We start from the raw sequence: 24,236 nt of genomic DNA on the forward strand, positions 1-24,236 counted from the left end.
ATCAGACGGAGGCCGTGTTCACGTCCCCGGAATCCCCGTACGAGCGATCTCGTTCGGGGCATCGTTCGAGGGCAGACCATAAAGAACAAGCTGAGCGGGCGGCACAGCGCCGCCCAGCGGCCGTACCGCCCCCGTTCGACGCCCCCGCCGGCCTGCCCGGCGGCGAGGGCTCCCTTCCCGGCGGGCCGCTCCGGGGGCGACGCCATATCGTGGGTGGCGACGCACACGCGGCCCCCGGCCGCATCCCGTGCGGCCCCGGCCGCTCCGGCACCCACGAACCGAGGACCCGACACCCATGACCCGCGTGATCGCCGGCGCCGCCGGCGGACGCCGTCTCGCCGTACCACCGGGCAACGGCACCCGCCCCACCTCCGACCGAGCGCGCGAGGGTCTCTTCTCCACCTGGGAGGCGCTGGTCGGCACCTTCGACGGCCTGCGCGTCGCCGATCTCTACGCCGGCTCCGGCGCCGTCGGCCTCGAAGCACTCTCCCGGGGCGCCGCGCACACCCTCCTTGTGGAGGCGGACGCCAGGGCGTCCCGCACGGTGCGGGACAACGTCCGCGCACTGGGACTGCCGGGCGCCGAGGTCCGTACGGGCAAAGCCGAGCAGATCGTGACAGGACCGGCTCCCGGCGCCCCGTACGACATCGTCTTCCTCGACCCGCCGTACGCCGTCACCGACGATGATCTTCGCGAGATCCTCCTCACACTCCGCTCTCAGGGCTGGCTCAATGACGAAGCCGTCGCCACCGTGGAGCGCAGCACCAGAGGTGGGGAGTTCACCTGGCCGAAGGGGTTCGAACCGTTGCGGGCACGCCGCTACGGCGAAGGAACCCTTTGGTACGGTCGCGCCGCCGCACCCGAAGACGCCCGATGACCGGACCGGAGAGCGAGGGAATTCAGTTGCGCCGCGCCGTCTGTCCGGGGTCCTTCGACCCCATCACCAATGGTCACCTCGACATCATTGGCCGTGCCTCCAAGCTGTACGACGTCGTACACGTCGCCGTGATGATCAACCAGTCCAAGAAGGGACTGTTCAGCGTCGAGGAACGGATCGATCTGATCCGTCAGGTCACCGCCGAGTTCGGCAACGTCGAGGTGGAGGCCTTCCACGGCCTCCTCGTCGACTTCTGCAAGCAGCGCGACATCCCCGCCATCGTCAAGGGCCTGCGGGCGGTCAGCGACTTCGACTACGAGTTGCAGATGGCCCAGATGAACATCGGCCTGTCCGGCGTCGAGACCCTCTTCGTGCCGACCAACCCCATCTACAGTTTCCTCTCCTCCTCACTGGTCAAAGAGGTGGCGACCTGGGGCGGAGACGTCTCCCATCTGCTGCCTCCCCTCGTGCACGAGGCGCTGGCCGAGCGCCTCGGCGACAAGTGAGGGACGGGGCGCGGAACGGGGCCCCGGACCAGGTCCGTACCTGACGGCCCGTCATCTGGTGTCGGGCGCGCACCGACTGGCCGTACAGTCGTTGCGTCCGTCTCCAACCCGGCTGTAGAGAGTGGCGAGCACACGGTGGACGTGCAGAAGAAGCTCGACGAGATCGTCGACGCGGTGGGGAACGCCCGTTCCATGCCCATGTCGGCCTCCTGCGTGGTCAACCGCGGCGAACTGCTCGCCCTGCTCGACGAGGTACGGGAGGCCCTGCCCGGCTCCCTCGCCCAGGCCCAGGAGCTGCTCGGCGGCCACGAGCAGCTCTCCGAGCAGGCCCGCCAGGAGGCGGAGCGCATCGTGCAGGCGGCCCACGCGGAGCGGTCCACGCTGATCTCCGAGACCGTGATCGCCCGCACCGCGCAGGAGGAGGCGGACCGCATCCTCGCCGAGGCCCGCAAGGACGCGGAGGAGATCCGCGCCGAGGCCGACGACTACGTGGACTCCAAGCTCGCGAACTTCGAGGTCGTGCTCAACAAGACGATCGGCTCCGTCGACCGGGGCCGCGAGAAACTGCTCGGCCGGGGCCCGGGGCTCGACCAGGAGGGGTACGCCGACGAGGACGCCCCGGAGTACAGCGCCGACCCCGACACCCTGATCCGCCGCGCGGACGACTACGTCGACGCCAAGCTCGGCGCCTTCGAGGCCGTGCTCTCCAAGACCCTCGACGCGGTCGGCCGCGGCCGGCAGAAGCTGCACGGGCGGGTCGCCAGCGACGACCTGGGCCTGCACATGGCGGAGCAGGACGCGGCGGGGCGCCAGGGGCACACGAGCGACGCGGACTATCTCTCGGGTCTCGCGGAGGTGTCGGGGCAGCCGTCGCTCCAGAGCATCGGGGCGCCCGCGCACCAGCCGGTGGAGCCGGTTGCCGCGCACCGGATCCCGGAGCAGCCGGCCCAGGCCCCGATCCCGGCGCAGGCACAGGACCCGCAGCAGTACGCCGACCCCGCCGCGGCGCAGCAGTACGCGGACCCGTCCTACGGCGGCTACCAGCAGCAGGACGCGTACGCCTATCAGCAGCAGGACCCGTACGCGTACCAGCAGGCCCAGCAGCCGGTCTACGACCCCGCCGGCTACGACCCGAACTACAGCCAGGGCTACGGGCAGAACTACGACCAGGCGGCGCAGGGCTGGCAGCAGCACCCCGACGCCCAGGCGCAGCAGCCCCAGCACCAGCAGCAGGATTCCCAGGGCCAGGGCGCTCTCGACGAGACCAGCCTGTTCGACACGAGCATGATCGACATGGAGCAGCTGCGCCGGTACGAGCAGGGCCGCTGACCCCGCCCCGTGCCGGGCACGGGGCCCCGTACGGGGCGGGCGCCCGCGTACGACCGGATTGGGCTCACGGCGGCCCGTCAAGTATCCTGGCTCTTCGGTCGCGCGATGTCCGCGATCCGGCCGCCCCCTCGTCAAGCGACCCGGCGGCCCACCCCACGACTCGAAAGCAGGAGAAGCCCTGAACGCCCGCCTCGACCACCGCAACCCCCTCGTGTTCGACACACACGAGCTGGGTCGGCGTCCCGGCGCGCTCAAGCGGCTGACCCGCTCCGCGGCGGCGCCCAAGGACTTCGGCATCGACGGGGTCATCGGAGTGCCGGAAGGCGCCCCGATCGAGCTCAGGATGCGTCTGGAGTCGGTCATGGAGGGCGTGCTCGTCACGGGCACCGCCCGTGCGACGGCCGAGGGGGAGTGCGTAAGGTGTCTGGAGCCGGTGCGCCAGGACGTGGCAGCGGACTTCCAGGAGATGTTCTCGTACCCTGACGCCGACGACCGGGGCCGCAGCAAGCAGGCGGAACCGGCCGACGACGCCGAGGACGACGAGGACAGGTTCTTCATCGAGGACGGACTGCTCGACCTCGAACCTGTGCTGCGCGATGCGGTGGTGCTCGCACTGCCGATGCAGCCGGTGTGCCGGGAGACCTGTGCCGGCCTGTGCTCCGAATGCGGAATCAGGCTGGACGAGAACCCGGACCATCACCACGACGCCGTCGACATCCGGTGGGCGTCACTGCAAGGACTCGCCGAAACCATCAAGGACGGCGAGAAGGACAACATGGACGGCGCCGACCCGGGCGCCGACGAGAAGCAGGAGAAGTAGCCGTGGCTGTTCCGAAGCGGAAGATGTCGCGCAGCAACACGCGCCACCGCCGGTCGCAGTGGAAGGCTGCGGTCCCCACCCTGGTTTCGTGTGAGCGTTGCCAGGAGCCGAAGCTCCAGCACATCGCGTGCCCGAGTTGCGGCACCTACAACAAGCGCCAGGTCCTCGAGGTCTGAGCGGCTGGTGAGAGGCTCGATGTCTGAACTGTCCAATGCCAAGAAGGCAGACAACGTCAGCACGGCCTCGTCCCACACGCTTCTGGAAGGGCGGCTCGGCTATCAGCTGGAGTCCGCCCTTCTGGTGCGTGCGCTGACCCATCGCTCGTTCGCGTACGAGAACGGCGGTCTGCCCACCAACGAACGGCTGGAGTTCCTCGGGGACTCGGTGCTCGGACTGGTGGTCACCGACACGCTGTACCGCATCCACCCCGACCTGCCCGAGGGCCAACTGGCCAAGTTGCGGGCCGCGGTGGTCAACTCGCGTGCGCTGGCGCAAGTGGGGCGCGGCCTCGAACTCGGCTCCTTCATCCGGCTCGGCCGCGGTGAAGAGGGCACGGGAGGCAGGGACAAGGCGTCCATCCTCGCCGACACCCTTGAAGCGGTGATCGGCGCGGTCTATCTCGATCAGGGCCTCGACGCGGCGTCCGAGCTGGTGCACCGGCTCTTCGACCCGCTCATCGAGAAGTCCTCGAACCTCGGTGCCGGTCTGGACTGGAAGACCAGTCTCCAGGAACTGACCGCGGCGGAGAGTCTCGGCGTCCCCGAGTATCTCGTCACGGAGACCGGTCCTGACCACGAGAAGACCTTCACTGCTGCCGCCCGCGTCGGTGGTGTCTCGTACGGCACCGGCACCGGCCGCAGCAAGAAGGAAGCGGAACAGCAGGCCGCGGAGACCGCGTGGCGGTCCATCCGGGCCGACGCGGACGAACGGGCGGCGGCGGCGAAGGCCGCTGTCGAGGCCGAGAGCGGGACCGGCACCGGCACCGGGAGCGGGGCCGCTGTCGACATCGTTTCCGAAGAGGCCGCCGACACCTCTTCGGTGGCGGCTCCGCGCTCCGCCGACGCGGCCGAGTCCTGACCCTGGGCCGAGCTGTTACGTTCCCTTCCCGGTGCGCCCCTCGTGTCGAATACGGCACGAGGGGCGCAGCTCGTGTCCGCCCCGTCCCTGCCCGTCACCGCCCGCCCCTCCTCTTTCCTCCCGCGCCGGATCCCCCAACTCCCGCCCCGTGTTCGGCCAGTTGGCACCGGAGCGGGCGAACTCACCGCCCCCACCGCACCCCTGAAGGAGCATCGTGCCCGAGCTGCCCGAGGTCGAAGTCGTACGGCGCGGACTCGAACGCTGGGTCGCGGGACGGACGGTGGCCGAAACCGAGGTGCTGCATCCCCGCGCCGTACGGCGCCACGTGGCCGGCGGTGCGGACTTCGCCGCCCGCCTGAAGGGACACCGGTTGGGCGTCGCGCGCCGCCGCGGCAAGTACCTGTGGCTGCCGCTCGCCGACACGGACTCCTCGATCCTCGGGCACCTCGGTATGAGCGGTCAGCTCCTCGTCCAGCCGGAGTCCGCGCCCGACGAGAAGCACCTGCGAATCCGGATCCGCTTCGAGGACGACCTCGGCACCGAGCTCCGCTTCGTCGACCAGCGCACCTTCGGCGGGCTGTCGCTGCACGACAACACTCCCGACGGGCTGCCCGACGTGATCGCGCACATCGCGCGCGACCCACTGGACCCGGAGTTCGACGACGCCGCCTTCTACGCCGCGCTGCGGCTGCGGCGTACGACCATCAAGCGCGCGCTGCTCGACCAGTCCCTCATCAGCGGCGTCGGCAACATCTACGCCGACGAGGCGCTGTGGCGCGCCAAGCTCCACTACGACCGTCCGACGGCCTCGCTGCCCCGTCCCCGCGCGGTGGAACTGCTCGGTCATGTACGGGACGTACTGCAAGCCGCGCTCGCGGACGGCGGCACCAGCTTCGACAGCCTCTACGTCAACGTGAACGGCGAGTCCGGCTACTTCGACCGGTCGCTGGACGTGTACGGCCGCGAGGGCGAACCGTGCCGACGCTGCGGCACCCTGATCCGCCGCCGCCCCTGGATGAACCGGTCGAGCTACTTCTGCCCCCGCTGCCAGCGCCCGCCCCGCACCCGCCCGCCCCGCCTCGGCTCGTAACGCCGCGTATCGGCTCGTAACGCCGCCCCCGGGGCCGTCGTGGCGCGCGTGGACGCGGGCAGTGGACGCGGGCGCAGCACGGCATGGGCGAGGCCCGCGACGTCGTGCTGCCGCGGGCCTCGCCCATGCCGTGCTGCTGCTGGTGTGACGGCGACCGCGGGGACGCGACCGCCGGGCTGTCTCAGAAGCCGAAGTCCTGCGTCCACCACGGGCCACCGTCGGCGAAGTGCGCGCCGATGCCGATGGTCTTGTAGTCGCAGTTCAGGATGTTCTCGCGGTGGCCCTCACTGGCCATCCAGGAGGCCATCACGGCCTGCGCGTCGGCTTGGCCCCGGGCGATGTTCTCGCCGCCCAGGTTCGTTATGCCCGCCTGGTCGGCGCGGTCCCAGGGGGTGTTGCCGTCCGGGTCGGTGTGGTCGAAGAAGCCGCGGTCCGCCATGTCCTTGCTGAACGCCTCGGCCAGACCGTTCAGCGCGTTGTCCGCGCGGAGCGGCTGACAGCCGACCTTCGCCCGCTCCTGGTTGACCAGGGCGAGCACCTCCGCCTCGGCGCTGGACGGGGCGGAGGTGGACGGTGGCGTCGTCCGCGGTGGCGTGGTGACGCGGTCCTGGGTCTTCTCGGGCACCGGGGCGCTGCTGGAGGGCTTGGTGCTCGCGTTCTCGCTCCGGCTCCGTGTGGGATCGCTCTCCGGCGTCTTCGGCGTCTTGGCCGGCTTCGACGGCGTCGCGGAGGCGGACGGCTTGTCCTGCGTGGTCGGCGCGGACTGCGACGGCTCCTTCGCACCGCCGTCGCCCGTGCTCGGCGCCGCGGGGGCCTCGTCCGTCGGCTCGGTCGTCGCCCCGCCCTGCTGCTGGAGCTCCGGCGCCCCCGCGGTGCGGACCTGCTCGCCCGGGAGACTGCCACCGCCCACGGTGTACTGCTCCCCGCCGGGAAGCAGCCCGGATGCCACGGCTACGGCGCCCATGGCCATCGCGGCGGAGGCACCGAGCAGTCCGGTGCGTACGGGGGCACCGATCCCCCTCTTCCGGCCTCGGCCCGTGCCCCGGTGCCGACCTGCCGCACCGGCCGCGTGGTCCTCAGCGGCGGGTGCGCCGGCCGAGCGACTATGGCGTCCCATCTGCTGCGCCTTCCTCGATGTACCCAGGTGCGCGTGATTGCTCCCGCACCGCTCGTAGCGACAATGCGCTTCACCCATTCGGGTGACCCTCATTGCGACGGGACTGTACGCCAAGCGGGGAGGGTGAGAAGTGCTCACCGCGGTATTCGCCCATTAGCTTGCACGCATGAGCGAAGAGGTACGGATCACCGTCTGGGTACGCGGTCGAGTACAGGGAGTTGGCTTCCGCTGGTTCACCAGGGCAAATGCTCTGGAGATCGGGGAGCTGAGGGGCTTCGCCCTGAATCTGGACGACGGCAGGGTCCAGGTCGTCGCAGAGGGTTCACGTGATAATTGCCACCGTCTGCTGGAGTGGCTGCGTTCCGACGACACGCCCGGCCGTGTTGACGGTGTCACTGAGATTTGGGGCACACCGCGGGGCGGATACGACACCTTCGCCATCCGGTGATCAAGGTCGGCTGCGCGACGCCCCCGAGTCGATCCGAACGATGTCGATCATTCTCGGTCGATCTTGAAAGCGCCGGGATATGTCGGGATCGGTAGAACCGAGGTGGGGCCCGGCCTGCCCGTATGCCTCGGGCACATGCGGACGGCAGGAATGGACGAATGGTTGCCAAGGAGCGGGGTCCCGTGCCAAGCTCCCGCGTTAACGATGATCTCCACGCCCTCCGGGGCCGCAGGAGAGGCGACGTCGCACCGGGTGCGGACGCTCGCCCCTGGGCCGTCCGGCGATGACGGGCTGTGATCGTGTTGACCGTCAAACTTTTTGGTGAGACTCTGGAAGCCCCGCGCACCTTGGCTGTTTGGCAGTGAGAATCACAGTGCGGAACAACTTCTGCCGGCAGTGCGGGTGCGGAAATCCCTCAGACCCACACCGCTTCGGTCGGTCACTCAGTGTGGAGGCCCATCCATCATGGCAAAGGCGCTTCTCGGTTACGTCGGCGGTTCTGACCCGCGACTCCTCGCCGAGATGCGACGGCTTCAGCAGCGTGTCCAGGACCTTGAATCCGAGCTCGTACGGATCCAGTCCGAGAACGACGCGCTGAGCGCTGCCGCCGCACAGCACCATGGCGATTCGCCGTTCGACGGCATCGACATCGATGTACCCCAGGCGGAGCCGGCGCTCACCTGACAGCAGCCCCCGTCGGGGTCAGGTGAGAAACCCTCTCGCAAGAACATGCAAGGGACGCTTCGGCGTCCCTTCTTTCTTTCCCCCCGCCCCGTAACCGGTTCTTCTCACGACTGATGTGCCCTGCTCATTCAGCGGTGAAACCGCGTTGGGCGATGTGAGGCAGGTAGAGTCCGGCGGCGTGCACCTCAAGGCCATGACCCTGCGTGGGTTCAAATCCTTCGCCTCCGCGACGACGCTGCGGTTCGAGCCCGGCATCACGTGCGTCGTGGGTCCGAACGGCTCGGGCAAGTCCAATGTCGTGGACGCCCTTTCCTGGGTCATGGGGGAGCAGGGGGCCAAGTCGCTGCGCGGCGGCAAGATGGAGGACGTGATCTTCGCCGGGACCACCGGCCGGCCGCCGCTCGGACGCGCCGAGGTCTCCCTCACCATCGACAATTCCGACGGTGCGCTGCCCATCGACTACGCCGAAGTCACCATTACACGGATCATGTTCCGCAACGGCGGCAGTGAATACCAGCTCAACGGTGACACCTGTCGGCTGCTCGACATCCAGGAACTGCTCTCGGACTCCGGTATCGGCCGTGAGATGCATGTCATCGTCGGCCAGGGGCAACTCGACTCCGTCCTGCACGCCGATCCGATGGGGCGCAGGGCATTCATCGAAGAGGCCGCGGGCGTCCTGAAGCACCGCAAGCGCAAGGAGAAGGCGCTGCGGAAGCTGGACGCCATGCAGGCCAACCTCGCGCGTGTGCAGGACCTGACCGACGAACTGCGGCGACAGCTCAAGCCGTTGGGGCGGCAGGCAGCGGTGGCACGCCGGGCCGCCGTCATCCAGGCGGACCTGCGCGACGCGCGACTGCGCCTGCTCGCCGACGATCTCGTGAAGCTGCGCGACGCCCTCCGTACGGAGGGGGCCGACGAGGCGGCGCTCAAGCAGCGCAAGGAGGAGGCGGAACTTCGGCTCCGGAACGCCCTGGCACGCGAGGCGGAGCTGGAGGAGGAGGTACGGCGGCTGGCGCCGAGGCTCCAGCGCGCGCAGCAGACCTGGTACGAGCTCTCCCAGCTCGCCGAGCGCGTACGGGGCACCATCTCGCTGGCCGACGCCCGGGTGAAGAGTGCCACCGCCGCGCCGGAGGACGAGCGGCGCGGGCGGGACCCGGAGGACATGGAGCGCGAGGCCGCCCGCATCCGGGAGCAGGAGGCGGAGCTGGCGGCCGCCCTCGAAGCCGCCGAGCGCGCGCTGGAGGACACCGTCGCGCACCGTTCCGACCTGGAGCGTGAGCTCGTGGCGGAGGAGCGTCGTCTCAAGGACGTGGCACGCGCCATCGCCGACCGGCGCGAGGGCCTTGCCCGGTTGAACGGTCAGGTCAACGCCGCCCGCAGCCGCGCGGCCTCCGCACAGGCTGAGATCGGCCGCCTCGCCGAGGCCCGCGACGGGGCGCGGCAGCGCGCCGTCGCCGCGCAGGAGGAGTACGAGCAGCTCAAGGCCGAGGTCGACGGTCTGGACGCCGACGACCAGGAACTGGGCGAGCGGCACGACGAGGCCAAGCGGGCGCTGGCCGAGGCGGAGAGCGCGCTCAGCGCGGCGCGTGAGGCGGCCACGGCCGCCGAACGCCAACGCGCCGCCCTCTCCGCCCGCCACGACGCGCTCGCCCTCGGGCTACGGCGCAAGGACGGCAGCGGCGCGCTGCTCGGCGCGCGGGACCGTCTCGCCGGTCTGCTGGGTCCCGCCGCCGAACTGCTCACCGTCTCGCCGGGCTACGAGGTCCCGGTGGCGGCGGCGCTCGGCGCGGCAGCCGACGCGATCGCGGTGACCGACACGACGACGGCGGCGGAGGCGATCCGCCTCCTCCGTAAAGAGGACGCGGGGCGAGCCTCCTTGCTGCTGGGCGGCGAACCGCCCGCGCGGCCCGCCGCCGCCGTGCCGGGGCAGGCGACGGAGCCCGGGGGTCCGGGCGACGGGGCCCCGGCGGACGCGACCGGCTCCGTTACGACGCCGGGCGTCCCCGGACAGGCCAGCGCCGGGGCGTACGACGGCGGCGGTTCCGGCGGCGCCGAGAGTGGCGTGGCCGGGACGGGCCCGGGTGGTCCGGACGGCGCCGCACCCGCCGCGTCCGGAGCCGTACCCGGACAGGCGGACGGGGCCCGCGACGTCCCGGCCGGCACCGGCGCCGCCCACGGGGCCGCCTCCTCCCCCCTGCACGCCGCCACCGTCACCGACCTGGCCGTCCCCCGCGTCGTCGACCTTCTACAGGGCCCCGACGCGCTCATGCGCGCCGTACGGCGGCTCGTCCAGGACATGGTCGTGGTCGGCAGCCTGGAGGAGGCCGAGGAACTCGTCGCCGCCCATCCCGCGCTGACCGCCGTGACGGCGGAGGGCGACCTCCTCGGCGCGCACTTCGCGCACGGTGGCTCCGCCGGGGCGCCCAGCCTGCTGGAGGTGCAGGCATCCGTCGACGAGGCCGCCGCCGAGCTGGCCAAGTTGGCCGTACGGTGCGAGGAGTTGGCCGACACGCAGCGCCGGGCGACCGGCCGCCGTACCGAATGCGCCGCACTCGTCGAGGAGTTGGGGGAGCGACGGCGCGCCGCCGAGCGGGAGAAGTCCGCCGTCTCCGGCCGACTGGGGCGGCTCGCCGGCCAGGCACGGGGCGCCGCCGGCGAGGCCGAGCGGACCTCGGCCGCCGCCGCCAAGGCCCAGGACGCCCTGGATCGCGCCGCCGAGGAGGCGGAAGTGCTGGCGGAGCGCCTGCTCGTTGCCGAGGAGGCACCCGCCGAGGAGGAGCCTGACACCTCCGTACGGGACCGGCTCGCCGCCGACGGGGCCAACGCGCGGCAGACGGAGATGGAGGCGCGGCTCCAGGTCCGTACCCACGAGGAACGGGTGAAGGGACTCGCCGGCCGCGCCGACTCGCTCGACCGGGGCGCCCGCGCCGAGCGCGAGGCGCGGGCGCGCGCGGAACAGCGGCGGGCCAGACTGCGCCACGAGGCGGCGGTCGCCGGCGCCGTCGCCTCCGGCGCCAGGCAACTGCTCGCGCACGTCGAGGTGTCCGTCCTACGCGCCGACGCGGAACGTACGGCGGCCGAGGCGGCGAAGGCCGGCCGCGAGCAGGAACTTGTCGCCGAGCGCAACCAGGGCCGCGACCTCAAGAGCGAACTCGACAAACTCACCGACTCGGTGCACCGGGGCGAGGTCCTGGGCGCCGAGAAGCGGATGAGGATCGAGCAGTTGGAGGCGAAGGCCCTGGAGGAGCTGGGCGTCGAGCCGGCCGGGCTGATCGCCGAGTACGGCCCGGACCAGCTCGTACCGCCGTCCCTGCCCGCCGAGGGCGAGGAACTGCCGGAGGACCCGGAGGACCCGCGCAACCAGCCCCGCCGCTACGTACGGGGCGAGCAGGAGAAGCGGCTCCGGTCCGCCGAAAGGGCGTATCAGCAACTCGGCAAGGTGAACCCGCTCGCCCTGGAGGAGTTCGCGGCGCTGGAGGAGCGGCACAAGTTCCTCTCCGAGCAGCTCGAAGACCTCAAGAAGACCCGCGCCGATCTGCTCCAGGTCGTCAAGGAGGTCGACGAGCGGGTCGAGCAGGTCTTCACCGAGGCGTACCGGGACACGGCCGCCCAGTTCGAGGGAGTCTTCTCACGGCTCTTCCCCGGGGGCGAGGGGCGCCTGATCCTCACGGACCCGGACAACATGCTCACCAGCGGCGTGGACGTGGAGGCCCGGCCGCCGGGCAAGAAGGTCAAGCGGCTCTCCCTGCTGTCGGGCGGCGAGCGCTCGCTGACCGCCGTGGCGCTGCTGGTGTCGATCTTCAAGGCGCGGCCGAGCCCGTTCTACGTGATGGACGAGGTCGAGGCCGCGCTGGACGACACCAACCTCCAGCGGCTGATCCGGATCATGCAGGAGCTCCAGGAGAGCTCGCAGCTGATCGTGATCACCCATCAGAAGCGCACGATGGAGGTCGCCGACGCGCTGTACGGCGTCTCCATGCAGGGTGACGGCGTCTCCAAGGTGATCAGCCAGCGGCTGCGCTGACCACCTCGCCGTCGCCTCCCCCGAACGGCCCGGGCCGGATGGTGGACGGGGCGGCGCCGTGCCCCACTGGAAGGGCTTTCCACCCATGCCCGGTGCACGGCTCCGGGGCCGCCACGGGAGCCCATGTGACGACTACAGCGCAATCGCCCCGGCCCGGGGGCAAACCGCCCCTCCCGGAGCACTTCGGCCACGTCGTCTTCATCTCGGCGTCCGCCGCCATGGGCGGCTTCCTCTTCGGCTACGACAGTTCCGTCATCAACGGCGCCGTCCAGGCCATCAGGGATCGCTACCAGATCGGCTCCGGTGAACTCGCCCAGGTGATCGCGGCCGCGCTGATCGGCTCCGCCATCGGCGCCGCGACGGCGGGCCGGATCGCCGACCGGATCGGCCGTATCCGCTGTATGCAGATCTCGTCCGTGCTCTTCACCATCAGCGCCGTCGGTTCGGCCCTCCCGTTCGCGCTGTGGGACCTCGCCATGTGGCGGGTCATCGGCGGGTTCGCCATCGGCATGGCCTCCGTCATCGGCCCCGCCTACATCGCGGAGGTCTCACCGCCCGCGTACCGCGGCCGGCTCACCTCCTTCCAGCAGGCGGTGATCGTCCTCGGCATCGCGGTCTCGCAGCTCGTGAACTACGGCATCCTGAACATCGCCGACGGTGACCAGCGCGGCGAGATCGGCGGCCTGGAAGCCTGGCAGTGGATGCTCGGCGTCATGGTCGTCCCGGCGGTCGTCTACGGGCTGCTCTCCCTCGCGATCCCGGAGTCGCCCCGCTTCCTGATCTCCGTCGGCCGGAACGAAGCGGCCAGGGGCGTGCTCACCCAGGTCGAGGACAAGGGTGTCGACCTGGACGAGCGCATCCGGGAGATCGAGCTCAACCTCCGTAAGGAGCACAAGCCGACGTTCAAGGACCTGCTCGGAAGGGTGGGTTTCCTGCCGGTCGTCTGGATCGGCATCGGTCTGTCGGCGCTGCAGCAGCTCGTCGGCATCAACGTGATCTTCTACTACAGCGCGTCGCTGTGGCAGTCCGTCGGCATCGACCCCACCAGCTCGTTCCTGTACTCGTTCACCTCGTCGATCGTCAACATCATCGGCACCGTCATCGCGATGATCTTCGTCGACCGGATCGGCCGCCGGCCGCTGCTGCTGATCGGCTCCGTCGGCATGACGCTGTCGCTGGGGCTGGCCTCCTGGGCCTTCTCGTACAAGACGGGCAGTGGCACCGACATCTCGATCCCCAACGCCCAGGGCACGGTGGCACTGGCCGCCGCCCACTCCTTCGTGCTCTTCTTCGCGCTGTCGTGGGGCGTCGTCGTCTGGGTGCTCCTCGGTGAGATGTTCCCCGGCAGGATCCGCGCCGCGGCCCTGGGTGTGGCCGCCTCGGCGCAGTGGATCGCGAACTGGGCCGTCACCGCCTCGTTCCCGACCCTGTCCGACTGGGATCTCTCGGGCGCGTACGTGATCTACGCCGCCTTCGCCCTGCTCTCCATCTTCTTCGTCCTGAAATGGGTTCCGGAGACCAAGGGCAAGGTCCTGGAGGAGATGGGCTGACCGGCCCCGTGCCAGGGATTCCGCGCCCCGTCGGGGCCCGGGATCTCCCCACCGCCCCAAGCCGGCCACCGCCTGCGAAGATGACATCGTGGACATCGTCATTCTTGCTGTAGTCATCGCCCTGGTCGTTGTCGGCGTGATCAGCGGGTTCGTGGTCAGCAGCCACAAGAAGAAGCAGCTGCCGCCCAAGGCACCGTCGAGCACGCCGACCATCACGACCCCGCCCGCCGAGCCGCACGTCGGCGACGAGGCGGGGCCGCCGCGGGAGGGAACCCGTCGCACCATCGAGGAGGTGGGCCTCCCCGAGGCGACGGCGACGCCGCCCGCCGTCGAGGACCCCGTCGTGGCCGCCCCGCCCGTGGCGATCGAGGTCCCGGAACCGTCCGCGGGCCGTCTGGTCAGACTGCGCGCCCGGCTCGCCCGCTCGCAGAACACCCTCGGCAAGGGGCTGCTGACGCTGCTCTCCCGCGAGCACCTCGACGAGGAGACGTGGGAGGAGATCGAGGACACCCTGCTCACCGCCGACGTCGGCGTCGCGCCCACGCAGGAGCTGGTGGAGCGGCTGCGCGAACGCGTCAGGGTCCTCGGTACGCGTACGCCCGACGAACTGCGGACCCTGCTGCGCGAGGAACTGCTCGCCCTCCTGCGCACGGACTTCGACCGCGCCGTGAAGACCGAGAGCGGTCTCGACACCCCGGGCGTCGTGATGGTCGTCGGCGTCAACGGCACCGGCAAGACCACGACGACGGGCAAGCTGGCGCGCGTACTCGTGGCCGACGGCAGGTCGGTCGTGCTCGGCGCCGCCGACACCTTCCGCGCCGCCGCCGCCGATCAGCTCCAGACGTGGGGCGAGCGCGTGGGCGCGCGTACGGTGCGCGGCCCCGAGGGCGGCGACCCGGCGTCGATCGCCTTCGACGCGGTCAAGGAGGGCATCGCCGAGGGGGCGGACGTCGTCCTGATCGACACCGCGGGGCGCCTGCACACCAAGACCGGGCTCATGGACGAGCTCGGCAAGGTCAAGCGCGTCGTGGAGAAGCACGGTCCGCTGGACGAGGTGCTGCTGGTCCTGGACGCGACGACGGGGCAGAACGGCCTCGTACAGGCGCGGGTGTTCGCCGAGGTCGTGGACATCACCGGCATCGTGCTGACCAAGCTGGACGGCACCGCCAAGGGCGGCATCGTGATCGCGGTCCAGCGTGAACTGGGTGTGCCGGTCAAGCTGATCGGGCTGGGCGAGGGTGCCGACGACCTGGCGCCGTTCGAGCCCGAGGCATTCGTCGACGCGCTGATCGACGGCTGAGGGGGCCCCGTACACGGGTGTACGGGGCGGGTACGAGGCGCGTACGGGGCCTCCGTACGAATCACCTGTACGAATCACCCGTACCGAAGAAAGGGCCCTTCCGTGTGTGTGCGTGCGGTGGGGCCCTTCGTACGGAGGCGGAGGCGGAGGCGGGGCCACGGGGCGGAGGTGACGGGGCGGGCGCGGCGCGGCCACCGGCGGCGCGGTCGGGACGGCGGGGCGCGGCCTGCCGGTTCAGTCGCAGACGGACGAGCGGTGGCAGACGTACGCCAGGGTGCCGAGCAGCAGCCGCGCCTGCGGCGGGTCACCCGCCGTGTCCAGGACCGGCGCCCTGAGCCAGCGGACGGGCCCGAGGCCACCGAGGTCGGACGGCGGGGCCGTGACATGGTCGCCCGCGCCCAGACAGCGCAGATCGAGACCGGCGTCGTCCCAGCCCATCCGGTAGAGGAGTTCGGGCAGTTCGCTCGCGGCGCCCGGCGCGACGAAGAAGTGCGCCCGCCCCGTGGGCGTCGCGGTCACGGGGCCCAGCGGCAGCCCCATCCTCTCCAGCCTGACCAGGGCGCGGCGGCCCGCCGGTTCGGCGACGTCAATGACGTCGAAAGTACGCCCCACGGGGAGCAGGACGGCCGCCCCTGGCGTCTCGGACCAGGCTCTGGCGGCATCGTCCAGCGTGGCCCCGGCGGGGACCTCCAGCGCCGGATCGAGGGGATGCGCCCCGGGGGCGGGACATCCGTCGGCGCCGCAGGAGCATCGCCCCGCTGCGGCCCGCGCCCCGGGGACGACGGCCCAGCCCCAGAGTCCTGTGTACTCGGCCACCGTCGTGCACTCGGTGCCGCGGCCGCGGCGCCGTGAACCGGACCGCATCTCCCGGATTCCGCCGATCGTGAAGCCCATGCCCCCTCCAACGGGTCGAACTCGTCGGTAGTTACGACGCGGAGCCCTCCTGTGACCCTCTGTCGGCATCTTTTCGTTCGGCCTCGCCCCGGCGGCGTGGGATGACATCAGGGGTGGTGCGTTCGGCTCCGCACGCCCCTGTGCGCAACGCTCCGCCGGTTGCTGATCGTCGCCCGACAAGTGAATCGCGCCCGGCCGCGGGCGAGTTCATTCGAAGGGGTGGCGAATGGTGGCGTTTACGGAATGACCCTCGCGGGAGGGGTGATCGTAGGATTACTTTGAGTACACGAACGCTGGGGAAGTCCACACGTTCGTGGTTATGCCGCGGGCAACTCGGTTTCGTGTTCGAAGGGGCGAGATCTCCGGACAGACGGCCGTAACTGACGGCATTCTGGTAGAAGTTCGCGCGACAGGGCTTCAGTGGATGGGGGCGTTCCAGTGAGCGGCAGCGGCGCAGACGGTACGGCTACCGGCAAGCGCCCCAACGAGCAGTTGAGTTCGTGGTTCAGGCGCAGCGGATGGTCCAAGGGCGAACTCGCGCGCCAGGTGAACCGCAGGGCCCGTCAGATGGGCGCCCATCACATCAGCACGGACACTTCGCGGGTACGCCGCTGGCTCGACGGCGAACAGCCGCGCGAGCCCATCCCGCGCATTCTCTCGGAGCTGTTCTCCGAGCGATTCGGCGCCGTTGTCGCGGTCGAGGACCTGGGGCTCCGCTCCGCCCATCAGTCACCCTCGGTGTCCGGCGTCGATCTGCCCTGGGCGGCTCCCCAGACCATCTCCCTGATCAGTGAGTTCTCGCGCAGTGACCTGATGCTGGCCCGGCGCGGCTTCCTGGGGACGTCGCTCGCACTCGCCGCGGGCCCCGCCCTCATCGAACCGATGCAACGGTGGCTGGTGCCCACCTCGCCCGCCGACCAGGACGACGCGGGCCCTCCGACGGCGCGCCGCCACTCCCGGCTCTCCGCGCCCGAGTTGGACCTTCTGGAGTCCACGACGGTGATGTTCCGCCAGTGGGACGCCCAGTGCGGCGGCGGTCTGCGACGCAAGGCGGTCGTGGGCCAGCTCCACGAGGTGACCGACCTACTTCAGGAGACGCAGCCCGACGCCGCCGCGCGGCGGCTCTTCAGGTGCGCCGCCGAACTGTCCGAGCTCGCCGGCTGGATGAGTTACGACGTGGGTCTCCAGCCCAACGCCCAGAAGTACTTCGTGCTCGCCCTGCACGCCGCCAAGGAAGCGGGGGACAAGGCCCTCGGGTCGTACATCCTCTCCTCGATGAGCCGCCAGATGATCCATGTCGGCCGCCCCGACGACGCGTTGGAGCTGATCCATCTCGCCCAGTACGGCAGCAGGGGCTGCGCCACGGCCCGTACGCAGTCGATGCTGTACGCGATGGAGGCGCGCGCCTACGCCAACATGGGGCAGCCCGGCAAGTGCAAGCGGGCGGTGCGGATGGCGGAGAACACCTTCGCCGACGCGGGGGACGACGGCGAGCCGGAGCCCGACTGGATCCGGTTCTTCTCCGAGGCCGAGCTCAACGGAGAGAACGCGCACTCCTACCGGGACCTCGCCTACGTGGCCGGGCGCAGCCCGACGTACGCCTCCCTCGCCGAGCCCGTCATGGAGCGCGCCGTCCAGCTCTTCGAGAATGACGAGGTGCATCAGCGGTCGTACGCGCTGAACCTCGTCGGTATGGCCACGGTCCACCTTCTTAAGAGGGAGCCCGAGCAGGCCGCCCCCCTGATCAAGGAGGCGCTCGGGATCGCGAAGAAGGTGCGTTCCGAGCGCGTCAACACGCGACTGCGCAAGACGGTGTCGACGGCCACCCGGGACTTCGGGGAGCTCTCCGAGATGAGCCACCTCACCGAGCAGCTGACGGAGGAGCTCCCGGAGGCGGCCGCGGAAGCCGTCTGAGCGCCCCGTGGAGAGCCCCGCGCGGGCTTCCGGGCTTCCCCCCTCCACCGGTCCGCCCCGTCCACCCGCCACCCCTGATCTGCGAAAATCCCCCCACGTACCCCGCGCGTCCGGCCGCGGCAGTCGCCCGTACCACCCGACACGGCTTCCCCACGCCACGTCACACGGGCGCGTGTCGCGGCCGGATTCTTCCACCGCCGCGCGTCGCGACACAGCAGTTCATCCAGGCGTAACACTCCGGTCGACTTCGTCACTGTCGCGAAACATCGGGCGGCATCGACCGAAATCACCCCACGTCAATCTCCTCACCACCAGTCGGCCCACCGAGTTCAGAGCATCCGCACCGGGCCGTATTTCCCACCCACGAGGAGACGCCGGCCTTGAATGGCGCAGATACCGCATTCGTATTGATCAGTGCCGCGCTCGTCATGTTGATGACGCCCGGCCTGGCCTTCTTCTACGGCGGCATGGTCCGGGTGAAAAGCGCCCTGAACATGCTCATCATGTCCTTCATCTCACTCGGCATCGTCAGCTTGCTGTGGGTGCTCTACGGGTACTCGCTCGCCTTCGGCGACGACATCGGTGCCGGGCTGCTCGGCAACTTCGACCACATCGGTCTGAAGGGCATCAACGCCGAGACACTCACGGGCGGCACCGAGGGAATCCCCGTCTACGCCTTCGCCCTCTTCCAGCTGATGTTCGCCGTACTCACCCCGGCGCTGATGAGCGGCGCCCTGGCCGACCGTGTCAAATTCACGGCTTGGGCCCTGTTCATCGCCCTCTGGGTCACCGTCGTGTACTTCCCGGTCGCGCACTGGGTGTGGCAGGCGGACGGCTGGCTCTTCAAGCTGGAAGTGATCGACTTCGCCGGTGGTACGGCGGTCCATATCAACGCCGGTATCGGTGCGCTCGCCGCGGTCCTGGTGGTCGGAAAGCGCATCGGGTTCAAGAAGGACCCGATGCGGCCGCACAGCCTGCCGCTGGTGGTCCTGGGCGCGGCGCTGCTGTGGTTCGGCTGGTTCGGCTTCAACGCCGGATCCGCGCTCGCCGCCAACGGCACCGCCGCCATGATGGCGTTCAACACACAGATCGCCACCGGCGCGGCCATGCTCGGCTGGCTCGTCTACGAGCGCATCAGGCACGGCGCGTTCACCACGCTCGGCGCGGCCTCAGGAGCCGTCGCAGGTCTCGTGGCGATCACCCCGTCCGGTGCGCACGTCAACCCGTTCGGCGCGCTGCTCATCGGCGTCGTCGCCGGTGCGGCCTGCTCGTGGGCCGTCAGTCTCAAGTACAAGCTGGGCTACGACGACTCGCTCGACGTGGTCGGCGTCCACCTCGTCGGCGGCGTCATCGGCACCCTGCTCGTCGGCGTCCTCGCCATCGACGGGGTCGGCGGTGCCTCGCAGCTCGGCAAGCAGGCGATTGGCGCCTTCTCGGTGATGGGGTACTCGTTCGTCGTCTCCTGGATCCTGGCCAAGATCGTGGATGTCAGCATTGGGTTCCGGGCCTCCGAGGACGACGAGACCAGTGGAGTCGACATGGCGTTCCACGCGGAATCCGCCTATGACTTCAGCGCGGTGGGAGGCTCGCCCTCGGGGCGGAGCAGTGCGGCCGCTACGGACAAGGACCACGGCGCCGCGGCGCGGAACAAGAAGGTGGACGTATGAAGCTCATCACCGCAGTCGTCAAGCCACACCGACTGGACGAGATCAAGGAGGCCCTCCAGGCCTTCGGCGTCCAGGGGCTGACGGTCACGGAAGCCAGCGGTTACGGCAGGCAGCGTGGCCACACCGAGGTCTACCGGGGCGCGGAGTACACCGTCGATCTCGTACCGAAGATCCGCATCGAGGTGCTGGTCGAGGACGGTGACGCCGAGCAGCTCATCGAGGTGGTCGTGAAGGCCGCCAGGACGGGCAAGATCGGCGACGGCAAGGTGTGGAGCGTGCCGGTGGACACGGCGGTCCGGGTACGTACGGGGGAGCGCGGCCCGGACGCGCTCTGACCCCGGGACCGATCCGATCGGTCTGCTCCGGGCCGATGCGATCGCTCCGGTCCGGTCCGGTCCGCTGTGGGCCGGGCTGGGCCGACCCGGTCCGGGCTGCCCCGCTCCGGACCGGTCCGATGTCGGCAGGTGCCTGGTGAGCGGGCACCTGCCGGCGCCGGGCGTACTCCGTCGAGGAGCGCGCCCGGCGCCGTTCGCGTTCCGGGGACGGAGCGCGGGACCGGCGCCCAACTCGTGACAACGGTGCGCGAGTTGTGAAACGAGCGCGCTCGGAGAACGGACGCGCGCAGCGAAACCGGGCGGCCCGCACATGGGACGCCCGCCGAAAGACGGGACCTGCCGGGTGACCATCCCAGACGAGACGACCGGACAACCCGACCCCGGACCGAGCGGCTACGCGGCGGCCCGACTGCGCCTCCTCCATGAGCGGACGACGTCCGGACTGCCGCGCCGCGCCGCCCTGGCGCGGCTCACGGACGACTGGCTGCACGCGCTGTTCACCGCCGCCGCCCGCGCGGTCGGCGTCCAGGGAGCCTCACTCGTCGCCGTCGGCGGCTACGGACGGGGCGAACTGTCCCCCCGCAGCGACCTCGACCTCCTTCTCCTGCACGACGGCAGCTCCGACGCCGCGGCCGTCGCCGCGCTCGCGGACCGCGTCTGGTACCCCGTGTGGGACCTGGGGCTCGCCCTGGACCACTCCGTACGTACGACGGCCGAGGCCCGCAAGACCGCCGGCCAGGACCTCAAGGTGCAGCTCGGGCTACTCGACGCCCGTCATGTGGTCGGCGACCCGGCGCCCACCGCCGCCCTGCGCACCGCCGTACTCGCCGACTGGCGCAACCAGGCACCCAAGCGCCTCCCCGAACTCGACGAGCTCTGCCGTGAACGCGCCGAGCGCCAGGGCGAGTTGCAGTTCCTTCTCGAACCCGACATCAAGGAGGCACGGGGCGGGCTGAGGGACGCCACGGTGCTGCGCGCCGTCGCCGCGTCCTGGCTTGCCGACGCCCCCCGCGAGGGCCTCGCCGAGGCGCGCCGCGCACTCCTCGACGTACGCGACGCCCTGCATCTGACCACCGGCAGGGCCACCGACCGGCTCGCGCTCCAGGAGCAGGACGGCGTCGCCGCCGAGCTCGGTACCGGTGACGCCGACGAACTCCTGCGACAGGTCTACGAAGCGGCGCGCACCGTGTCGTACGCCTCCGACGTCACGTGGCGCGAGGTCAACCGTGTCCTGCGCTCGCGCGCCGGCCGCCCCCGGCTCCGTTCACTCCTCGGCGGCAGCCGCCCCGCCCCGGAGCGGACCCCGCTTGCCGAAGGCGTCGTGGAGCAGGACGGGGAGGCCGTGCTCGCGAGGACGGCGCGCGTCGAACGTGACCCGGTACTGCCGCTGCGCGCCGCTGCCGCCGCCGCCCAGTCCGGACTGCCGATCTCGCCCTACGTCGTCCGCAGGCTCGCCGCCGCGGGGCCCCTGCCCGCCCCGTGGCCGGCGGCGGCGCGGGAGGAGTTCGTCACGTTGCTCGGGGCGGGGGAGCCGACCGTCGCCGTCTGGGAGGCGTTCGAGGCCGAAGGGCTCATCACCCGCCTCATTCCCGAGTGGGAGCGCGTCCGCTGCCGCCCCCAGCGCAACGCCGTCCACACCTGGACCGTGGACCGTCACCTCGTCGAGACGGCGGTCGAGGCCTCCGCGCTGACCCGGCGCGTGAGCCGCCCCGACCTGCTCCTGGTCGCCGCCCTGCTCCACGACATCGGCAAGGGGCTCCCGGGCGACCACTCCGAGGCGGGCGAGCCCGTGGCGCGCACCGTCGCCCTGCGGATCGGCTTCGACCGCGCCGACGCGGATGTCGTCGCGGCGCTCGTACGCCACCATCTGCTGCTCGTCGAGACGGCCACCCGGCGCGACCTGGACGACCCGGCCACCGTCAGCGCCGTCGCCGAGAAGGTCGACTCACTGTCCACCCTCGAACTGCTCCACGCGCTCACCGAGGCCGACGCGCTCGCCACGGGGCCCGCCGCCTGGTCGGCGTGGCGCGGATCGCTCGTCACGGACCTCGTCGGCCGCGTCGCCGCCGCCCTCGCGGGCAGGACGCCCGCCGCACCGCGCCCCGTGGTGACCAGCGCGGAGCAGGAACGCCTCGCCGTCGAGGCGCTGCGCACCGGCGGCCCCGTCCTGTCCCTCCACGCCCAGCCGGAGCCTCCCCAGGAGGGCGACGAACCGGAGCCGGTCGGCGTGGAACTGCTCATCGCCCTCCCCGACCGCCCCGGGGTCCTGCCGGCCGCAGCCGGTGTCCTCGCGCTGCACCGTCTCACGGTGCGGGCGGCCGACCTGCGCATCGTCGAGCCGCCCACGGCGCTCGGCGACGCCTCCGACGTGCTGCTGCTGACCTGGCGGGTCGCGGCGGCGTACGGCTCCCTGCCCCAGGCGACGAGGCTGCGCGCCGATCTCGTACGCGCCCTGGACGGTTCGCTCGACATCCGGTCGCGGCTGGCGGAGCGCGAGGCCGCCTACCCCCGGCGGCGTGGCACGCAGGCACCGCCGCCCCGTGTGACGGTCGTGCCGGACAGCTCGGACCTCGCCACCGTCATCGAAGTACGCGCGCAGGACGCCCCGGGCCTGCTGCACCGGATCGGTCGGGCGCTGGAGGAGGCGGCGGTACGGGTCCGCAGCGCGCACGTCTCCACGCTCGGCGCGAACGCCGTGGACACCGTCTATGTTACGCGCGCGGACGGCACCCTCCTTACGGAGGGGGAGGCGACGACCGTCGCGAAGATGGTGGAGGAGGCCCTGCGCGCCTGACCGAGGATGCCCTGGAGGCAGGCACGGGGCGGCTGGACGGGGCGGGCGGCCGACCGGCGCGGGACAGGACAGGCGGCGGTCGTCGTGCGGGTCGGGACCGTCGTACGGGGCGGCGCGAGGCCGCCCACGGAGGGCCCCGTACAGGCATTCACAACGGGTCCGGCCCGGCATACCGGCCCGGCCGGATACCCTGGAGAGCAATCCACCCTGCCCCCGACCCCTGAGGACCTACGAGCGCCGTGTTCGATACCCTCTCCGATCGCCTCTCAGCGACTTTCAAATCCCTCCGCGGCAAGGGGCGGCTGTCCGAGGCGGACATCGACGCCACCGCACGCGAGATCCGCATCGCGCTCCTCGAGGCGGACGTCGCGCTCCCCGTGGTCCGTGCGTTCACCGCGAAGGTCAAGGAGCGGTCACGCGGCGAAGAGGTCTCGCGGGCGCTCAACCCCAGCCAGCAGATCATCAAGATCGTCAATGAGGAGCTCGTAGGCATCCTCGGCGGCGAGACGCGGCGCCTGCGCTTCGCCAAGCAGCCGCCGACCGTGATCATGCTCGCGGGCCTCCAGGGCGCGGGCAAGACGACCCTCGCGGGCAAGCTGGGCGTCTGGCTCAAGGGCCAGGGCCACTCCCCGCTGCTGGTCGCCTGCGACCTCCAGCGCCCGAACGCCGTCAACCAGCTCTCCGTCGTCGCCGAACGCGCGGGCGTCGCGGTGTACGCCCCCGAGCCCGGCAACGGCGTGGGTGACCCGGTCAAGGTCGCCGAGGACTCGATCAAGTACGCGAAGGACAGGGTCCACGACGTCGTCATCGTCGACACCGCCGGCCGTCTCGGTATCGACGAGGAACTGATGCGGCAGGCGGCCAACATCCGCGACGCCGTCAGCCCCGACGAGGTCCTGTTCGTCGTCGACGCCATGATCGGCCAGGACGCGGTCAACACGGCCGAGGCCTTCCGCGACGGCGTCGGCTTCGACGGCGTCGTGCTGTCCAAGCTCGACGGTGATGCCCGGGGCGGTGCGGCGCTCTCGATCGCGCACGTCACCGGCAAGCAGATCATGTTCGCCTCGAACGGCGAGAAGCTCGACGACTTCGACGCGTTCCACCCGGACCGCATGGCGTCCCGCATTCTCGACATGGGCGACATGCTCAGCCTCATCGAGAAGGCCGAGCAGACCTTCAGCCAGGCCGAGGCCGAGAAGATGGCCCAGAAGCTGGCGAAGGGGCCCAAGGAGTTCACACTCGACGACTTCCTGGCGCAGATGGAACAGGTCCGGAAGATGGGCTCCATCTCGAAGCTGCTCGGCATGCTGCCCGGCATGGGGCAGATGAAGGACCAGATCAGCAGCATCGACGAGCGGGACGTCGACCGTACGGCCGCGATCATCAAGTCCATGACGCCGGGCGAACGGCACGAGCCGACCATCATCAACGGCTCGCGCCGCGCCCGCATCGCCAAGGGCTCCGGCGTCGAGGTCAGCGCCGTGAAGAACTTGGTGGAGCGGTTCTTCGAGGCCCGCAAGATGATGTCGAAGATGGCTCAGGGCGGCGGGATGCCGGGTATGCCGGGCGCTCCGGGGTCGGGCGGCGGGCCCGGCCGGCAGAAGAAGCAGCAGAAGCAGGCCAAGGGCAAGCGGCGCTCCGGCAACCCGATGAAGCGCAAGGCCGAGGAGCAGGCCGCCGCGGCGAGGCGCGAGGAAGCGGCGCAGGCGGGTGGCGCGTTCGGCCTGCCGGCGGGCGAGGCGGACAAGAACTTCGAACTGCCCGACGAGTTCAAGAAGTTCATGGGCTGAGGCCCCGTAGGCGCCCC

General features: G+C 70.9%; 19 protein-coding genes. 17 read left to right on the forward strand and 2 right to left on the reverse strand.

What is annotated here, in order from left to right:
• Positions 1 to 295 precede the first annotated feature (295 nt).
• The 7 genes from rsmD to mutM all read left to right on the forward strand — a co-directional run bounded on the left by rsmD (position 296) and on the right by mutM (position 5,699).
• A complete protein-coding gene (gene rsmD / locus ACFWU9_RS27165; RefSeq protein ID WP_384322887.1) occupies positions 296 to 877 on the forward strand; it encodes a 16S rRNA (guanine(966)-N(2))-methyltransferase RsmD in 582 nt (193 codons plus the stop codon).
• Positions 878 to 903: 26 nt separating this feature from the next.
• Positions 904 to 1,383, forward strand: coding sequence for a pantetheine-phosphate adenylyltransferase (coaD, locus tag ACFWU9_RS27170; protein WP_384323011.1), 480 nt, complete (start codon positions 904 to 906; stop codon positions 1,381 to 1,383).
• Between the two features lie 135 nt (positions 1,384 to 1,518).
• Complete coding sequence (locus tag ACFWU9_RS27175; protein ID WP_384322889.1) at positions 1,519 to 2,712, forward strand: cell division initiation protein; 1,194 nt, start codon at positions 1,519 to 1,521, stop codon at positions 2,710 to 2,712.
• A 211-nt stretch (positions 2,713 to 2,923) separates the two neighbouring features.
• Positions 2,924 to 3,532, forward strand: a complete 609-nt coding sequence (locus tag ACFWU9_RS27180) for a DUF177 domain-containing protein (protein WP_329380995.1) — start codon at positions 2,924 to 2,926, stop codon at positions 3,530 to 3,532.
• Between the two features lie 2 nt (positions 3,533 to 3,534).
• Positions 3,535 to 3,708, forward strand: coding sequence for a 50S ribosomal protein L32 (gene rpmF / locus ACFWU9_RS27185; protein ID WP_003965982.1), 174 nt, complete (start codon positions 3,535 to 3,537; stop codon positions 3,706 to 3,708).
• A gap of 19 nt (positions 3,709 to 3,727) precedes the next feature.
• Positions 3,728 to 4,609: a ribonuclease III gene (gene rnc, locus ACFWU9_RS27190; protein WP_384322891.1), complete on the forward strand. Its 882-nt coding sequence runs from the start codon at positions 3,728 to 3,730 to the stop codon at positions 4,607 to 4,609.
• A 214-nt stretch (positions 4,610 to 4,823) separates the two neighbouring features.
• Positions 4,824 to 5,699 (forward strand): bifunctional DNA-formamidopyrimidine glycosylase/DNA-(apurinic or apyrimidinic site) lyase, encoded by an 876-nt coding sequence (mutM, locus tag ACFWU9_RS27195; RefSeq protein WP_384322893.1) that lies wholly within the window; start codon positions 4,824 to 4,826, stop codon positions 5,697 to 5,699.
• Between the two features lie 181 nt (positions 5,700 to 5,880).
• Here mutM and ACFWU9_RS27200 read toward each other — a convergent pair whose 3' ends face one another.
• Positions 5,881 to 6,816 carry a CAP domain-containing protein gene (locus tag ACFWU9_RS27200; protein ID WP_384322895.1) on the reverse strand — a complete coding sequence of 312 codons (936 nt, stop codon included), beginning with the start codon at positions 6,814 to 6,816 and terminating at the stop codon, positions 5,881 to 5,883.
• A 166-nt stretch (positions 6,817 to 6,982) separates the two neighbouring features.
• Between ACFWU9_RS27200 and ACFWU9_RS27205 the strand changes: the two genes are divergently transcribed.
• The 5 genes from ACFWU9_RS27205 (at position 6,983) to ftsY (ending at position 14,825) form a co-directional block, all read left to right on the forward strand.
• Positions 6,983 to 7,264: an acylphosphatase gene (locus ACFWU9_RS27205; RefSeq protein WP_384322897.1), complete on the forward strand. Its 282-nt coding sequence runs from the start codon at positions 6,983 to 6,985 to the stop codon at positions 7,262 to 7,264.
• Between the two features lie 465 nt (positions 7,265 to 7,729).
• Positions 7,730 to 7,948, forward strand: a complete 219-nt coding sequence (locus ACFWU9_RS27210) for a hypothetical protein (RefSeq protein ID WP_189105231.1) — start codon at positions 7,730 to 7,732, stop codon at positions 7,946 to 7,948.
• Positions 7,949 to 8,126: 178 nt separating this feature from the next.
• The gene (locus ACFWU9_RS27215; RefSeq protein ID WP_384322899.1) at positions 8,127 to 11,975 is read left to right on the forward strand and encodes a chromosome segregation SMC family protein; all 3,849 of its coding nucleotides are present in this window, start codon (positions 8,127 to 8,129) and stop codon (positions 11,973 to 11,975) included.
• Positions 11,976 to 12,100: 125 nt separating this feature from the next.
• Entirely contained in the window at positions 12,101 to 13,525 is a 1,425-nt protein-coding gene (locus ACFWU9_RS27220; protein WP_384322901.1) for a sugar porter family MFS transporter, read from the forward strand.
• 88 nt (positions 13,526 to 13,613) lie between these two features.
• Positions 13,614 to 14,825, forward strand: a complete 1,212-nt coding sequence (gene ftsY / locus ACFWU9_RS27225; RefSeq protein WP_384322903.1) for a signal recognition particle-docking protein FtsY — start codon at positions 13,614 to 13,616, stop codon at positions 14,823 to 14,825.
• A 234-nt stretch (positions 14,826 to 15,059) separates the two neighbouring features.
• Here ftsY and ACFWU9_RS27230 read toward each other — a convergent pair whose 3' ends face one another.
• Positions 15,060 to 15,719, reverse strand: coding sequence for a bifunctional DNA primase/polymerase (locus ACFWU9_RS27230; RefSeq protein ID WP_384322905.1), 660 nt, complete (start codon positions 15,717 to 15,719; stop codon positions 15,060 to 15,062).
• 438 nt (positions 15,720 to 16,157) lie between these two features.
• On the opposite strand from ACFWU9_RS27230, the gene ACFWU9_RS27235 reads away from it, so the two are divergent.
• From ACFWU9_RS27235 to ffh, 5 genes are all read left to right on the forward strand, one after another.
• On the forward strand, positions 16,158 to 17,633 hold the full coding sequence (locus ACFWU9_RS27235) for a hypothetical protein (protein WP_384322907.1): 1,476 nt from the start codon (positions 16,158 to 16,160) through the stop codon (positions 17,631 to 17,633).
• A gap of 380 nt (positions 17,634 to 18,013) precedes the next feature.
• The gene (locus tag ACFWU9_RS27240; protein ID WP_384322909.1) at positions 18,014 to 19,300 is read left to right on the forward strand and encodes an ammonium transporter; all 1,287 of its coding nucleotides are present in this window, start codon (positions 18,014 to 18,016) and stop codon (positions 19,298 to 19,300) included.
• The gene (locus ACFWU9_RS27245; protein WP_078074856.1) at positions 19,297 to 19,635 is read left to right on the forward strand and encodes a P-II family nitrogen regulator; all 339 of its coding nucleotides are present in this window, start codon (positions 19,297 to 19,299) and stop codon (positions 19,633 to 19,635) included. Before ACFWU9_RS27240 ends, ACFWU9_RS27245 begins: the two co-directional genes overlap by 4 nt.
• Positions 19,636 to 19,978: 343 nt before the next feature.
• On the forward strand, positions 19,979 to 22,429 hold the full coding sequence (locus tag ACFWU9_RS27250; RefSeq protein ID WP_384322912.1) for a [protein-PII] uridylyltransferase: 2,451 nt from the start codon (positions 19,979 to 19,981) through the stop codon (positions 22,427 to 22,429).
• Between the two features lie 239 nt (positions 22,430 to 22,668).
• Positions 22,669 to 24,219, forward strand: coding sequence for a signal recognition particle protein (ffh, locus tag ACFWU9_RS27255; RefSeq protein ID WP_384322914.1), 1,551 nt, complete (start codon positions 22,669 to 22,671; stop codon positions 24,217 to 24,219).
• Positions 24,220 to 24,236 lie beyond the last annotated feature (17 nt).

Source organism: Streptomyces sp. NPDC058653, from assembly GCF_042716895.1.
GTDB lineage: Bacteria > Actinomycetota > Actinomycetes > Streptomycetales > Streptomycetaceae > Streptomyces.

Bases quoted from the DNA above. Each gene is read 5' to 3' on its own strand.
- rsmD (WP_384322887.1), top strand. From the start codon at position 296: ATGACCCGCGTGATCGCCGGCGCCGCCGGCGGACGCCGTCTCGCCGTA.
- rnc (WP_384322891.1), top strand. From the start codon at position 3,728: ATGTCTGAACTGTCCAATGCCAAGAAGGCAGACAACGTCAGCACGGCC.
- ACFWU9_RS27200 (WP_384322895.1), bottom strand. From the start codon at position 6,816: ATGGGACGCCATAGTCGCTCGGCCGGCGCACCCGCCGCTGAGGACCAC.
- ACFWU9_RS27205 (WP_384322897.1), top strand. From the start codon at position 6,983: ATGAGCGAAGAGGTACGGATCACCGTCTGGGTACGCGGTCGAGTACAG.
- ACFWU9_RS27210 (WP_189105231.1), top strand. From the start codon at position 7,730: ATGGCAAAGGCGCTTCTCGGTTACGTCGGCGGTTCTGACCCGCGACTC.
- ACFWU9_RS27230 (WP_384322905.1), bottom strand. From the start codon at position 15,719: ATGGGCTTCACGATCGGCGGAATCCGGGAGATGCGGTCCGGTTCACGG.
- ACFWU9_RS27245 (WP_078074856.1), top strand. From the start codon at position 19,297: ATGAAGCTCATCACCGCAGTCGTCAAGCCACACCGACTGGACGAGATC.